Annotated in this window: 11 protein-coding genes and 1 pseudogene; 5 read left to right on the top strand and 7 right to left on the bottom strand. The window is 62.7% G+C overall.

Going from position 1 to position 13151, the window contains the following annotated elements; translation table 11 throughout:
* Window positions 1–561 precede the first annotated feature (561 nt).
* Window positions 562–2178, bottom strand: a complete 1617-nt coding sequence (locus ABSG20_RS16445) for a Fic family protein (protein ID WP_423865567.1) — start codon at window positions 2176–2178, stop codon at window positions 562–564.
* Window positions 2179–2748: 570 nt separating this feature from the next.
* Between ABSG20_RS16445 and ABSG20_RS16440 the strand changes: the two genes are divergently transcribed.
* Window positions 2749–3495, top strand: a complete 747-nt coding sequence (locus ABSG20_RS16440) for an SDR family oxidoreductase (RefSeq protein WP_423865566.1) — start codon at window positions 2749–2751, stop codon at window positions 3493–3495.
* Window positions 3496–3732: 237 nt separating this feature from the next.
* On the opposite strand, the pseudogene ABSG20_RS16435 reads toward ABSG20_RS16440, so the two are convergent.
* The 3 genes and pseudogenes from ABSG20_RS16435 to ABSG20_RS16425 form a co-directional block, all read right to left on the bottom strand.
* Window positions 3733–3816, bottom strand: a pseudogene (locus tag ABSG20_RS16435) (nucleotidyltransferase domain-containing protein); the annotation flags it as partial.
* A 123-nt stretch (window positions 3817–3939) separates the two neighbouring features.
* Complete coding sequence (locus ABSG20_RS16430; protein WP_423865565.1) at window positions 3940–4617, bottom strand: Rossmann-fold NAD(P)-binding domain-containing protein; 678 nt, start codon at window positions 4615–4617, stop codon at window positions 3940–3942.
* 174 nt (window positions 4618–4791) lie between these two features.
* Window positions 4792–5406: a TetR/AcrR family transcriptional regulator gene (locus ABSG20_RS16425; RefSeq protein WP_423865564.1), complete on the bottom strand. Its 615-nt coding sequence runs from the start codon at window positions 5404–5406 to the stop codon at window positions 4792–4794.
* 94 nt (window positions 5407–5500) lie between these two features.
* Here ABSG20_RS16425 and ABSG20_RS16420 point away from each other — a divergent pair, with 94 nt between their 5' ends.
* Window positions 5501–6712, top strand: a complete 1212-nt coding sequence (locus ABSG20_RS16420; protein WP_423865563.1) for an ATPase — start codon at window positions 5501–5503, stop codon at window positions 6710–6712.
* A 70-nt stretch (window positions 6713–6782) separates the two neighbouring features.
* Here ABSG20_RS16420 and ABSG20_RS16415 read toward each other — a convergent pair whose 3' ends face one another.
* Entirely contained in the window at window positions 6783–7205 is a 423-nt protein-coding gene (locus tag ABSG20_RS16415; protein ID WP_423865562.1) for a type II toxin-antitoxin system VapC family toxin, read from the bottom strand.
* The gene (locus tag ABSG20_RS16410) at window positions 7202–7489 is read right to left on the bottom strand and encodes a type II toxin-antitoxin system Phd/YefM family antitoxin (RefSeq protein ID WP_423865561.1); all 288 of its coding nucleotides are present in this window, start codon (window positions 7487–7489) and stop codon (window positions 7202–7204) included. The genes ABSG20_RS16415 and ABSG20_RS16410 overlap by 4 nt, the downstream gene beginning before the upstream one ends.
* Before the next feature lie 416 nt (window positions 7490–7905).
* Here ABSG20_RS16410 and ABSG20_RS16405 point away from each other — a divergent pair, with 416 nt between their 5' ends.
* The 3 genes from ABSG20_RS16405 (at window position 7906) to ABSG20_RS16395 (ending at window position 12607) form a co-directional block, all read left to right on the top strand.
* Window positions 7906–9549 (top strand): coiled-coil domain-containing protein, encoded by a 1644-nt coding sequence (locus tag ABSG20_RS16405; RefSeq protein WP_423865560.1) that lies wholly within the window; start codon window positions 7906–7908, stop codon window positions 9547–9549.
* A 75-nt stretch (window positions 9550–9624) separates the two neighbouring features.
* A complete protein-coding gene (locus ABSG20_RS16400; RefSeq protein ID WP_423865559.1) occupies window positions 9625–11826 on the top strand; it encodes an AAA family ATPase in 2202 nt (733 codons plus the stop codon).
* On the top strand, window positions 11807–12607 hold the full coding sequence (locus ABSG20_RS16395; RefSeq protein ID WP_423865558.1) for a hypothetical protein: 801 nt from the start codon (window positions 11807–11809) through the stop codon (window positions 12605–12607). The genes ABSG20_RS16400 and ABSG20_RS16395 overlap by 20 nt, the downstream gene beginning before the upstream one ends.
* 106 nt (window positions 12608–12713) lie before the next feature.
* Here the strand turns inward: ABSG20_RS16395 and ABSG20_RS16390 are convergent.
* On the bottom strand, window positions 12714–13151 hold a 438-nt coding region (locus tag ABSG20_RS16390), incomplete at its 5' end, for an autotransporter outer membrane beta-barrel domain-containing protein (RefSeq protein WP_423865557.1).

Genomic DNA, 13151 nt, shown 5'->3' with positions numbered 1-13151 from the left:
AGACCGCTTCGAACAAAAAGGCAACAATAATATTTTTTTATTCGGCACTTGACAGCCCCGAAACACCTGACCCAGGGAACGCGTATCTCTTCGGCACGGCGTCATTGCCCAGTTCGAGGGATGGAGAAGAAGGACCAGAAAAAAGTTGACACGTCGGGCAAATCACTGGCACGTTGTCATCATAGCAAGAAGCAGATGCCCGCGCCGGGAGACCGGTCGCGGGTTTTTTGTTGCCATCCACAACCGCGCACCGGAGCCAGGCAACCGGCCGGCGCCAAACCTGGAAGCTCAACTCACATGCCAAGTTCTCTCACCGAAATCCGCTCGCTGGCGCGCAGCCCATACGCGGGTCGCGGTGAAGGTTTCGGCCGATTCGTTGCCCTGGAACTACAACATCCAGCCAAGGTCGATATCAAATTGGAGCGGTCAATTTGACGGCTATCCTAAGTGGCTGATATCGCGGCAGATAAAAATATTCCATAATATACCTTATGCGAATCCTATCTGTCGTCGCTTCACGCGACAACTCACGAAGTCACGACGGACGTGGTAACGGCAATCTTACAGCTTTAGCCCGCCCGCGGGATCTTCATCCGCCAAGCTTCGCGCGAAATCGATAGACTCCCAATATGTGGCCGGCGCCGGTACGCCAATTCGTTTCTCGATCTTGAGATCCGGATTTGGAAACGTCAGTTGGGCAGTAGTGACGTCCTCTAAAAAAGCGTGCGTGGAAGCCCAAAGTTCAATGGTCCTGTCGAGGTCAGGCGAGACGATGGCGTCCGTGATGCGCTGGCATTCCAGGAGGGCGCGCACCAGGGGCGGAGCAGAGGGGCTCCGTTCGTGGATAAGCGCTGTGATGCCGCCGATATAATTGTCCCGGAAGATCGTCGGCACGATGAGACGCGATTGACCCGCGCTGACGAGTTCCTTCGTCATCATGATTCGCGACGTGCGTCCGTTGCCGTCGTTGAAAGGATGGACGAGAACGAGAAGGGTATGGGCGAATATGCCACGCGCGATGGGAGTGGTGAGGCTCTGCAGCGTCTCGAACCCCTCCTTCAGCGTTCCCTGCACAAGGTTCGGCGCCACGAACTCCGTATTGCCGGCGAAGTTCGGCTCCGTCTTGAAATTCCCTGGATCACGTTCGGGCCGCGCATCGAAAAGGAGACGATTTCGCTCCTTGATCTCGTCCACGAATTCCGCGAACGAGCCAGCCATCTTCATTCCCTTGACCATCGTCGAGACCTGTTTGAAGGTCTGGACGATGTCGCGACCGTCCGCGGGCCTTCCGTCAGGCTCCTCGTCCTGGAATACGATGCGGCGGGCCTTGTCGACGGAAAACCTCGTCCCTTCGATGTAGTTGGTGAAGTAGGCCTCGATGAACGACACGCATGCGCGTTCGTCGGCCGCCGCGTGGGGATCCGGACGATCCGGCATCGCACCCCGGTTCAGGACCACAGCGAGCGCCTTGAGCCGCTCCATGCAGTCTGGATCGAACGGGGCGTCCTGCCGTTGCCGAATGGCGACCTTTTCGTGGGCAAGCTTGGCTTTTCGCGTGCCGAGGAACGTACCGATCAGGTCGTCGAGGACCTTGAGCTCGTCGGTCGCGTCGAGGTCGGCGGCGATCAGGTGGGCGCGCCGGCGGATGGCCTTCAACCCCTCCTCGTGTTCGGTCTTGAGGAGCCTCTCGATTTCCGCTTCGACACCTTCGCGTCCGATCGTGCGGCTCGGCCCATCGCGCTCGCGCGAGGGCTTCAGATTTTCGAGGAGGTTGCGGGAGGCACTCGGAATGTACGTGCCCAGATAAGCGACGTCACCCTCGAGCGGTCCCGGTCCTGGAAACGAGCGGATCTCAAGACCAGCGATGGAAAATCTCTTGCGGGCCTTGCCGTCGCTGTGCGTGCAGAAAATCCAGCCGGGAAAGAGCGGACGACCGTCCTTGCCGCGTTCCCGCCACGGGTTGACCGAAATCCCCGTCCGTCCGGTGAGCACGGCACCGGGGACCTTGTTGGCCAGGATCGTGGTCCAGTGAGCATATGCGAATTCCTCGGCGCTGCGTCCGTCCGTGTTCCCATAAATGCCGTCGGAGATCTTGGTCAGACGACCGGCTTCCGCCTGTCTCTGGATCGCCCGGTCGCGGGCGCGGTCGCCTGAGATGAAGTGAATGTCGTCGCTCATCGCAACATAAACCTCGGTTAGGTATGGAATACGTCGTATTATCCAACTTAGTACACCTTATTGTCGCAAAACGCAACATAATATGGAAAGGCTAGGCGGCCTCGCTGTGCGGGCACTCGACATGTGAAGCCAAGTCTTGGGCCCGCCTGTCGCCTGAGACGAAATAGCAGCCAAAAATGTCGCAAAAGCTGACATAACGACGGCTAGCCCCGGTGGCGTGGATACGCGGCGAGCTAGGTTTGAGGCCAACAACGTGAAGAACTCTCTGGTGACTTCGGCCTGGGCAGCCGTCAGGCGATAGGCGGCCTCGCCCCTCGCCCACCTGGCCGTCATCTCTTCCAGCAGGCTCGCGACCCACGGTTCGCCGGCCATTGCGACCGGAAGCAATTCCTGTCTGACGCGTTGCGCGGTCGCCGGCGCAGTCGGACGTCCGAGGTGTCTGGCGAGTAGTTCAGCGTCGCGGGGCGGCCCGCCCGCTCCTCCGCCGGCATCCGCCGGCGCCATTGCCCGCGCAGCCGGGCTCCCCATCTCTCTCCGGCACGGGAACACCTCGAAATAAGGAAATATTTCATGGCCAAGCTCGACGGCAAGATCGCTCTCATCAGTGGCGGCACCAGCGGTATCGGCGCGGAGACCGCAAAACTCTTTCAAACCGAAGGCGCAACGGTAGTCGTTACCGGCTCCAGCGAGCGCTCGGTGAAAGCCGCCAAAGCGGCGCTGCCCGGGATCGAGGTGCTGGTCTCGGACGCGGGCGACGTGGCCGCTACCAAGGCCCTGGTCGACCAGGTCAAGGCCAAACACGGCCGCATCGACGTGCTATTCGTCAACGCCGGCATCGCCAAGTTCGCGCCGATCGCAGAGGTCGACGAGGCCTTTTACGACAGCCAGTTCAACATCAACGTCAAGGGCGCGTTCTTCCTGGTCAAACACGCCATTCCGGTCATTCCGGACGGCGGCGCGATCATCCTGACGGCTTCGGTGGCCGGCGCGAGCGGCGGCCTGGGAGGCAGCACAATCTACGGCTCGACCAAGGCGGCGCTGCGTTCGTTCGGCCGCACCATCGCCAAGGAGCTGACGCCGCGGGGCATCCGGGTCAACACCATCAGCCCCGGTCCGATCATCACCCCGATCCTCGACAAAGGCGGCCTCACACCGGCCCAGAAAGACAGCTTCATCGAGGGGGCCAAGACCCGCATTCCGCTCGGTCGCACCGGCACCGCCGCTGAAGTCGCCGCCGCAGCCCTCTACCTCGCCGCCGATGCCACCTACACCACGGGTGCCGAACTGTTCGTCGACGGCGGCTTGATCGACCTCTAGTTCAGTCAGCGCTGCCGCACCGATCTAAAGAGCAAAGCAGGACGCTTGCCATCGATCGCCGCCGACGTCTGGTCCTTGCGAACGCGGGGTGCTTAGAGGAGATCACGTTCGAAATCCCTGAGCCGCTCGGGAGTGAGATCGGCCGCATAGATCAGATCGTAGGAAATGCCGGAGCCACGCATAGCCGCGGCCACGGCCCGTTCCACCCTCGCCCGCCGCTGCGTATTCAGGACCGCCCCGGACAAGAAAGTCGACATCGGAATGGGACTTGAATTCCCGCCTTGCCAATGACCCGATCACCACAAGGTCGTAGCCTTCCACGCGCAGGTCGCGCAACAACGGCTCGAGCCGGGCGACCGCCGTCGCCCGCCTGCGCTCGTCCGCTCGCCGATGACGCGATCAATACGACTAACCATTCAAACCTATCCAACGATTGCCGCATCACTATTTCAACGTACGAGACCTCTGTCTCATCGCCCCATTTTCGAGATACACAACCCCGTTTCTGGCCGAGCTGCTGATGAATTCAGCGACAAAGGCGCGCCCGATATCGTCCTGCTCAATCGTGCCAAAAGGTCCCGGAATAAGACGCCCCAACCAAGCTGCATAGCGCGGCGTGTGAGCATTGCCTGCGATAATTCCCGGACGAAAAATCGCGAGGCGCTGGAAGCCTATTGCTTGAACCGCCTCTTCTTTTAATCCCATGACCCGGACATAGCGAATTCTGCTTTTCGCGGTGCTTCCCGCTGCCGAGAGCAGAGAAAACTGTGTGATACCCCCGGCCCGACAGCCGCGGGCAAAGCCACCGACCACGCCAATTTCGAGGGCCTTTAATTCCTCCTCGCTCCACTTCATGCTGCCTTGACCGACGCCAACACAGGATGCCCCATAGACAGGATCGCCCTGCGCAACCATGCTCTGCGCAAGCTTGGTCACTTCTGCCGGAAACTGAGCAGCTGCCGTATCCAAGATCACCTCCCGCACACGGGGATCAGCGGTCAGAGAAATCGCCCTGCGATTGACCATCACTATTTCAACGCAGGACGGCTCTGCAGCCAGCGCCCGCACCACCGCAGCTCCCACCTGCCCCGTGCCACCGATGATCAAGACACGATATGCCATTTTAGTTCACCGCCGGCCTTCGGCCGACCCCCTTGGACGAAACAGGCTGGATGCGGAGGCGCCGAAGAAGGCCGACCACAAGGGTCGCCCCTACCGGGATCGACATCAAGTAGGGGCCGCCCTTGTGGGCGCCCTGTTCGACCGTCATCGCCGGACTGACTGCTATCCGCGCGGTCATCGGAGCAGAAGTTCGACAAAGCTCTGCCCGTCGTCGAGCAGTTCCTTTTGCGTGGCGCCGGCGCGGGCGCGTAGCATCAGGCCTTGCAGGGTATCGACGACGAGGCGTCCCCTCGCCTGTGCTGATGGCGTCGCGGGCAGCGACCCACTCTCGATTTCCCGTTCGAACCGATGCGCAACGATGTCGGCGACCGTCGCCAATGTGCGCTGGATCGCCAGCCGAATTTCCTCGTGCCGGCCGGCTTGCGCGGCGGCGACGCAGGCCACCAAACATCCCCGCGGGCGTCCCTCCGCAGTGGCGGTTCGAACGGCCGTTTCGATCAGGGCTTGCACCGCCTTGCGCAGGTCAGGCTCGGCCGCGAAGGCCACATAGGGTTTGACGCCAACCGTCTCGCTGTATCTTTTCATGGCGCGAAGGAACAGCTGGGATTTGTCGCCAAACAGCCTGTAGAGGCTGGGTTTGGTGACTCCAACCGCACGCGCGATGCGCTGGACGTCGACCCCCTCCAGGCCATGGGTCCAGAACAGCTCGACAGCCTGGTCGAGGGCCTGGTCCGGATCAAACTCCCGGGGCCGGCCTGGACCTCTCTTATGGACTAAGTTAGATACCATAAAGTACGAAACCCTTGACTCTGGATCGAAAAATAACGTACCAATCAGTAGTCAATATCCCCAACAGTTACCTTAACCGAGACGGGAGAGCAAGTTGGATGATCTCATCGCCGAAATCGCCCGCATCGATGGTACCAGCGGCTGCCTCGGCGGTGAGATAGCGCGGCAGCTTGCGCTGTGTGGGCTGTACGAGAAGATTCATTGGGCCTCTCATGGGCAGAGTAAGGAGCCTGGCGTCGAGTCCAGCCCTGGGTCCGATACCGACGAGTGGATTTTCGAGATATTCGTGCCGCCGGTTTCGGCCGCGGAAGCGACGGCTGCCCTCGTCGAACAGTATTCTGATCCGGTACTGAGGCACCGCCCGTCGATGCTGTGGGGAACGCGCGGCGCAGCCAAGTCCATCATTGCGCGACCGGTGGCAACGCAGCTCAAAATCCCGCTGGTCGATGCTGGCCTGGCGATGATGGGACCCGCCGGCTTTCCTCCGGCATTGCAACCCTCGCTCGATCAGAAGGATGGTATCATCTTTCTCGACGAACTGACCGCCGCTGATCGGCGGTTGCGGAATTTGGCCTCTTCGCTGATCCTTGAGCGCCGCGTCGGAGAGTTCCAGCTGCCCCGGGGATGGCAGGTGATCGTCGCCGGCAAGGCCAGTTTCCACGAGGCGGTCAGCCCTGACGCCGGCATGGCGCTGGCCGATCGCATGTTCCACTTCAATGTGCCGACCGCGATCGGCGGCGGTGGCGAACCTGCTTCCGGGATGCATGCGGCGGCCTGTCGGGATGTCGACCCGGATCAACCCGACGACACCTGGGCGCCGCTTTCCGTCTATCGTTGGATCGGTGCGACTGCGCGCGGCTGGAGGGACCTATCCAACGTCCTTAATTCGGACATGTCGGATGCGGCCAAGCGGGTGTTCGTGCAGGGCCGCATCGGGGCCGCCAACGCCGGCGAGTTCTTCGGCGCGCTGCGCGAGATCGAGGCCGGCGCCGACGTGGCGCGGCTGTTAGCCGCGCGTCCCGGCAAGGAAACAGCCGCGCGCCTGCCCCAGTCCCTCGAAGCGTTGCATGGCATGATCTACGGACTCTTGCTGGCCTGTGTTAACGAGACCGCGCTGGCCCGCGCCACTGAGATCATTGGGCAGCTTGCGGATATCAGGGCTATCCCGGCCCCGCTTATCCGCGAGGCGCAGAAGCTTGCGCTGGACGTTTTGCATCGGCGCGCCATCGCAACCGGGCTTGCGGCCAACATCCTCGAGCGCACATCCGGCCGTCGTGACGCCAACCGCCGCCGGCGCACGATTTGATCATGCGCCCGCAAATGTTGATCCGGCACCGGGTCGGCGCTCGGGGGCAGATAAGCCCTAACCAAGCTGCTTATTCGTCCCACGGGTTGAGCAGCGGTACGCCGAATGATGCAAAATCCTTGACGTTGCGTGTGACCAGCGTGAGGTCTTTGGCGAGCGCGGTGGCCGCAAAGAAGCCATCCATGATGGACAGCGCAACGCCGCTTCGTCGGCTCTGCGCCATCAGGTCACCCCAGTGCTCGGCAACCCCGTGATCGATCGACAGGATCCGCTCGGCGAAACGTGCGGGAAGATCGTTGGCAAGCCAGGCGGCCAGCGCGTCGCGCCGGCGGCCATCGTCCAGCAAAGCAATGCCGCGCCGAAGTTCCGCGATCGAGGCGACACTGATGAACACCCGGTCCTCGTCGACGGCATCAAGCCAGCCGAGGACCTTCAGGTCAGGTGCCGGTCGCTGCACCTCCGACAGCACGTTGGTATCGAGCAGGAGGTTCACAGCGTAAGGTCACCAGGCGCGTCGCGCTGCCGCTCCAGTTCGAGATCGGCGCCGCGTAGCGGTGACGCGAGCAGGAATTCCGCCAACGTGCCTCTACGCACGGTCTTGCGTGCCCATTCCGTGGCGGAGACGATCACCGCGCTCGGCTTGCCGTTGCGGGTGATGGTTTGGGGGCTCGATTGGGCACGATCAACCACCTCGGAGAGCCGCGCCTTGGCGACAGCGAGCGTCCATGTGCCACCGAGTGGTGGTGAGGAGGATCGTATCTTGTTGACATCTGTCATGTTTTTGAACCCTCAATGACCAATATGACTACTAAGACCATACATAATGCCGAGACCCCCGCGCAATGGATAAGTTAAGTTAGGCCGGTGATGCGGCGCGGCGCCGGCCGCTTGGCTGCCGCGGCCCTGCCATGGGAGACGTCTCGCTTTGGAAAAACGCACTTGCGGTGGACGCCATTCGAGTGCCGGCGGCACAAGTCTCCGAATTCAAGTAACCTAGTCTTTAAGGTTGGTGAGGGATTCGTTTGATATTGCTCGCTTTTCCCGGTCAGGTGAATCAAGCGGCACAATAAGTTGACACCGGTTTTTGTTTTTGACTGAACCGGACCTCGCTACCATTGTCCAACAAAGGAGCCGGCTCTATCTAGCCCCTCCACGGGCCTCGCTCGAGGCCACCAGACCAGGAGACGACCCGCATGACCACCTCTGCTTCCCCGAAACTGGCGGAATCGACCGCGGTCAACGAAGCCGTCAAGGCGCGGATGGCGCCCAAGCAGGCGGCGCAGGTTGCGCCCGTCGATATCACCGCCAATCCCGTGGCCAAGATCGTGTTCAACCCCGAAGCCGCGCCGGAGGAGCGCAGCCGGCAGGTCGCAACCCTGCTCTCCCCTGATCTCGCGGAGGAATGCAAGGCGTCGATCAAGCAGCTTGAGGCCTACAAGGAGTATCTCGCCCAGCAGCGCACCCTGATGCAGCGCAGGCTGATCGAATTGTCGTCGACAACAGTCTTTTCCAAGATGAAACAGACGTTCGCGGACATGAACAAGGGCGTACTCGACTTCCGCGGGATGATCCGGCCGCTGGTCGACAACCTGGATGCGCTCTACACGCTGCGCACCGCCGGCGACAATGTCGTGCTGGACACCTTTGCGGAGATCGAGGACGACCGTAAGCGGGAAGCCGACTGGGACCGCCGCACGGCGGATGCCGATGCCGAGATCCGCCGCATCACTTCCGACAAGGCGATGCTCGAGCGCGACATCGCCAAGCTGAGGACGCAGACTGGCATGTTCGGCGGCATCAAGAAATCGGCTCAGGCCGAGATCGCCGCCAAGGAGCTCCAGATTGCCGAGCGGGTGGAAGGCCTCAAGGCCTGCCGCGACAAAGTCGTTGCGATCGTCGCGGAGAAGGCCGAGCGCGACGCCAAGGAGGGCAAGTTCAAGGCCGAGAAGGACCAGGTCCGCGCCATGCTCGACATCTCCGGTCCCGAGCACGTCAAGCGGGTCGAGGGCATCATCAAGGCCGCGCTCGACTACATCGACAAGTCCCAGGTCACGGTCTCGCAATTGCGCGACGAACTCGGAGGGATCGAAGGACAGGCCGACAAGCTCGTCAAGATCAACTCGCAGATGATCACGGTGGTCGCGATCCTCGACAAAGGCATCGACCTTGCGACGGCGGCGAACAAGGACAAGGTGCAGGCGCTGTCGACCGCACGGGAGGGCGAGGATACGCTTGCCCGCCTCGAGCGCGAGCGCAACAAGAACGATTTCGAACGCCACGTCACCGCGCTCCTCGACAGCGGGCGCGGCACCAAGAAGACGGTGGCCGACCTTGAGAAGGACGCGGTCAACGCCAGCACCTTTCACGACGCGCTCGGCAAGCAGAACGTCAACCTGCGCGAACTCTCCAGCGACGGCATCGCCAGCGTTGCCACCAGCCTCAACACCACGATCCAGGCACTCAACAACTCGGCGCTCAACGAGGCCTCGGAGAGCGTGCGCGATTCCATGCGGGCGATGAACGCGGTGACCGACGACGTCGCCAACAAGGAGGTCATCCGCCAGGCGCTGCAGCTCGACGAGAGCTCCAGGCGGATCGTGGAGAAGATCGAGTCGATGTCGAGTATCGCGGAATCGCTGCAGGCCGCCAACAAGCTGCGCGAAGACGGGCTCTCCAACATCCAGAGCCGGCTTGGGGAGCTCAACGATGTCACCGCCGCGGTGCGCGCGCGACTGCAGGAGAGCATCGGCATGGACGCCAAGGGTCCCGGCGCTTCGGCCGCTTCGGCGACGCCGGCGCCGGTCGACGACAAGGAAATCACGTTCGGGCAGATCTGACCCGCCGGGCGGTATCGTCCAGCACACTGCCCTGCCCGGCTCGAAGCCCGACCGCAAGAACCATGGAAATCCGAAATGGCCAACAACTTCCTGATTACCGGCAGCGAGAAGCTCGGCAGCCGGAAGAACTTCAAGCTGGTGGGCCGCGCGGAGAAGTTCGAAGAGCTGTGCACCATCCTGACGCGGATGGAGGCCAACAGCGTCATCGTCTCCGGTCCGAGCGGCGTCGGCATCACCACGCTGGCGCTGGCGCTGCAGGCGCGCAAGGCCGACGCCGACGCGCCGTTCGACATCGTCAACAAACGGCTGTTCTGGCTCGATACCGACGGCCTGTTCGGGCTCGGCGACAACGACGCCATCGTCAAGCAGTTCAAGAGCATCTTTTCGATCCTGGACCGCACTCCCGACAGCGTCCTGATCGTGGAGGATACGCTCGACCTGATCGGCGCGCTGCACAACAGCGGCCTCATGCACATCGTCAATGCGCTGACATCGATGGTGAAGGCGAAGAAGACGCAGGTCTTCCTCGAAGTGCGCGAGGCCGACCTGACCCAGGTCTTCAAGTGCCATTCCGACTTCCGCGACCACTTCACGCTGATGGACCTGACCGAGCCGGTCGGCGCCGAACTCGAGGAGATCGTGCTGCACGGCGCTGGGGATCTCGAGGAATGCTACGGGGTCCGGATCGATCCGGCGGCGGTCAAGGCGGCCATCGACATGTCGAGCAAATACCGCTCGCTCGATACCGGCCTCACGGCGGCTCAGCCGGCGCGCACCCGCACCCTGCTCGACCGCGGCATGGCGCGCTACCTGCTGCGGGCGCATTCGACGCCACCGATGCTGGAACAGCTCGAGGCGGAGCTTTCGCGTCTCACCTCGGGCAGTGCGTCCGCCGGAAGCGGGGAAAAGGCCGCTGCCGTGCGCGCCGACATCGCCCGCCACAAGGCCGAGTTCGCCAAATACCAGGCCAAGATCAAGGGCTACTACGCGGCGCAACGCGACGGCGAAAAGTCGATCGCGCAGATGGCGACCCTGCTGCGCGATCTCGAGGAGGAGGAAAAGAAGCGGCACCTCGACGATCCCGCCGGCAAGGCGTCCGCCGTCGATGCCGACTTCGACCTGATCGCGAGGGCGTCCGGCTACGCAACGCCCGAGATTATCAAGCTGCGCGGCGACATCGCGAAAACCCAGGCCGCCGTCGACGAGAACCGGGTGAAATACAAGGCTGTCACCAAGGAGATCAACGACCAGCTGCTGTTTACCGCCGATATGGTGATCGACGAATTCTCGCGGATCTCCGGCATCGACGCCTCCAAGCTCAAGCAGAACGACGCCGTCAAGCTCCTCAACCTCCATGGTTCGTTGCAGCGGCGCGTATTCGGCCAGGACGCGGCGATCGAGCACATCGACAGGGCGGTCAAGGTCTGGCGGCGGGGCCGGCGCACCGACAAGCCGCTGCCGTTCCTTTTTTGCGGCGCCAGCGGCGTCGGCAAAACCGAGGTATCGAAGGCGCTGGCGGAGGCTTTGTTCGACACCGACAAGGCGCTCAACCGCTACGACATGGGCGAGTTCATGGAGAAGAACGACGTCACCAAGCTGATCGGCGCGCCGCCGGGCTACGACGGCTTCGCCGCCGGCGGCGAGATGACCAACTCGGTGCGGGCCAATCCCTACCAGGTCATGCTGTGGGATGAGGTCGAGAAGGCTCACCCCGACATCTTCAACGTCTGCCTCAACATCCTCGATGACGGGCGCTGCCGCGACAATCTGGGCCGCAAGGTCGAGTTCGGCGACGTGGTGATGCCGATGACCACCAACCTCGGCGCCGATCATGCGCTGCGGGTCGGCACCGATCCCGGCGACCTGACCGAAGAGGAGGCCTACGAACTCACGATCCGCGACCTGAAGAAGGCGTTTCGTACCGAGTTCCTGAACCGCTTCGACGGACGCGAGAACATCATCCTGTTCCGCAAGCTCAACATGGATACGATCGAGAAGATCGTATTCCGCGAAATCTCGCGCATCAACGCCTTCTACGCCTCGCAGTCAATCGAGGTCCGCTTCCCCGCGACGGAGCTGCGGGAATTCTGCGACAAGACCTATTCGCCCGAGATCGGCGCGCGCGGCCTGCCTGGCCGCATCAAGCGGATCGAGGCCATGATCGTCGAGAAGACGATGGCGACCGCGGCCTGCGGCGGCACGCTCGACATCGGCTTCGATGCGGCGAGCCGCAATTTCACGTCGAACTGGATCCCCCATGACAGAAAAGCCGCGTAACGACGCCGATGCGTTGCTGGACGGCATCGACAAGACGCTGTCCGACTTCAAGACCAGGGCTTACCAGGCCAAGAAGGCCTACGACCAGTCCGACGTCGCACGTGCGCATCGGGAACTGACCGCGCTCGGCCGGTTCTGGTCGCAGTTCGTCCACTCCTGCGGCTGGATCTACATGCGGCTGATCGCGCCGATCACCTGGCGGGTCTGGCGCGCCATACGATGGGCGTTCGCCCGCTACCGCACGCTGTGGGCGCAGTTCGTCTACGCCAAGGACGCCTACGGCGATCCGGAATTCAGCAAGGCACGCGGCGGGATGATGATCCTATCGACGATTGCCGCCTGCTACCTCTTCTATGGCGTAGCCACGGTTGCCGGCACCCTGCCCTGGTACCTGTTCACGGTGCGGCACGACGAGCAGCTTTATCTTTCCAACTCGCAGAACCTCTCCGGCCAGGCCGAAGGCCGGGAGATCCACGAGGTCTATGGCTGCGAGACGCTGCCCTGCACCGACCAGAACACCGTGACCTTCAGGGTGCGTGCGACCTGGTTCAACGAGGTCTGGAGCGTCCTGCATCATGGCGCGCTGTTCTATCCCGGCTACGTCGCCGCGGCCGTCAACCCGGTGGTGAACCGGTGCATCATCACCTCCTACGGCATCCGCCGGAAGTTCCTGGTACGAGCCTGGGAGCTCTATCCCGACCTCGTACAGGTCGAATGCATGCCGACCAGCGGCGATGAGGGCAAGGACGGCAAGGTGATCAACAACAGGGACTATCGCTAGACTTCGCCAAGTGGCGTCGCCGAGGCAGTCAAGAGCCACGCGACTGTTTGTGCCATCCACCGGGATCCGCAATGCATGAGCTGCGCGGGCATCGGAGGCGCGCCGCTTACCAGCGGTAGCGAACGACGCCGGTGCCGGCATAGGTGGTGGAATGGGCGGCGAACTCGCCCTCGAACTTGGCGGCGATCAACCAGTTGGAGGCGATGCGCACCTCGGCTCCACCAGAGGCCAGTGCGGAATCCTTGGCCGGCACAGCGCCGTTGACCAGGAAGCTCTGGCCCGGCAGCGCCTGGAAGCTCGCGGCCAGCGTGGGATCGCTGACCCAGTCATGCGCCCAGGCCAACCGCCCGGTAAACGTCACGACCTCACCCGAAGACCACGGCATGATTTCGCGGTCGAAACGGCCGCCGAGTTCGCTCCTGGTGTCGGTGGCGTTACGGGCCGCGTAAGCGAGACCGAAGCCGCCGCCCGTCAGATCGGTCTCGGCGTAGGCCGGCGTGTGAAAGGACTGGAATTGCGCCGCCGCGTAAGGCGACAGGCCGCC

The sequence above is a fragment of the Bradyrhizobium sp. genome, assembly GCF_049512235.1.
Taxonomy (GTDB): Bacteria; Pseudomonadota; Alphaproteobacteria; order Rhizobiales; family Xanthobacteraceae; genus Bradyrhizobium.
This window is presented reverse-complemented; position numbering and strand designations above follow the sequence as displayed.

Bases quoted from the DNA above. Each gene is read 5' to 3' on its own strand.
- ABSG20_RS16445 (WP_423865567.1), bottom strand. From the start codon at position 2,178: ATGAGCGACGACATTCACTTCATCTCAGGCGACCGCGCCCGCGACCGG.
- ABSG20_RS16400 (WP_423865559.1), top strand. From the start codon at position 9,625: ATGGCCAACAACTTCCTGATTACCGGCAGCGAGAAGCTCGGCAGCCGG.
- ABSG20_RS16440 (WP_423865566.1), top strand. From the start codon at position 2,749: ATGGCCAAGCTCGACGGCAAGATCGCTCTCATCAGTGGCGGCACCAGC.
- ABSG20_RS16430 (WP_423865565.1), bottom strand. From the start codon at position 4,617: ATGGCATATCGTGTCTTGATCATCGGTGGCACGGGGCAGGTGGGAGCT.
- ABSG20_RS16410 (WP_423865561.1), bottom strand. From the start codon at position 7,489: ATGACAGATGTCAACAAGATACGATCCTCCTCACCACCACTCGGTGGC.
- ABSG20_RS16405 (WP_423865560.1), top strand. From the start codon at position 7,906: ATGACCACCTCTGCTTCCCCGAAACTGGCGGAATCGACCGCGGTCAAC.
- ABSG20_RS16395 (WP_423865558.1), top strand. From the start codon at position 11,807: ATGACAGAAAAGCCGCGTAACGACGCCGATGCGTTGCTGGACGGCATC.
- ABSG20_RS16425 (WP_423865564.1), bottom strand. From the start codon at position 5,406: ATGGTATCTAACTTAGTCCATAAGAGAGGTCCAGGCCGGCCCCGGGAG.